The 342-nt window shown below is 65.8% G+C and carries 1 protein-coding gene; it reads right to left on the reverse strand.

Annotation, left to right across the window (positions count from 1 at the left end):
* A partial coding sequence (locus BCY78_RS24385) for a stealth conserved region 3 domain-containing protein (protein ID WP_199523205.1) occupies positions 1–342 on the reverse strand: 342 nt, incomplete at both ends.

Consider the following 342-nt stretch of genomic DNA (forward strand, 5'->3'; position numbering starts at 1 on the left):
TACGGGGAAGTAGTCGTCGAGGAATCGTTTCACCATGCGCGCCTGCGCGTCCGGGTCCTCCGGTACGACGGTGTCGTTGATGCAGAAGGTGTCGAAGTCCCGTCGGGCCACCAGCCGGTCCAGCCGCCGCTGTGCCAGGGCGTCGCCGATGTCCACGTACACGTACCGCAGGTTGCCGAGCGTCGCCCGTGCCTGGTGGTACGCGTAGTAGTGGTGCAGCGAGGAGGCGATGGGGATGTCGTGGGGCGAACGGAACTTGGAGTTCTGGGTGACCCAGTGGGCCCGCTCGTAGGTCAGCTCGATCTCGTCGAGAACCGTTCTGCTGAGGGCGTGGGGCGTGTG

This window comes from Pararhodobacter sp. CCB-MM2 (assembly GCF_001691415.1).
GTDB lineage: Bacteria > Pseudomonadota > Alphaproteobacteria > Rhodobacterales > Rhodobacteraceae > Pararhodobacter.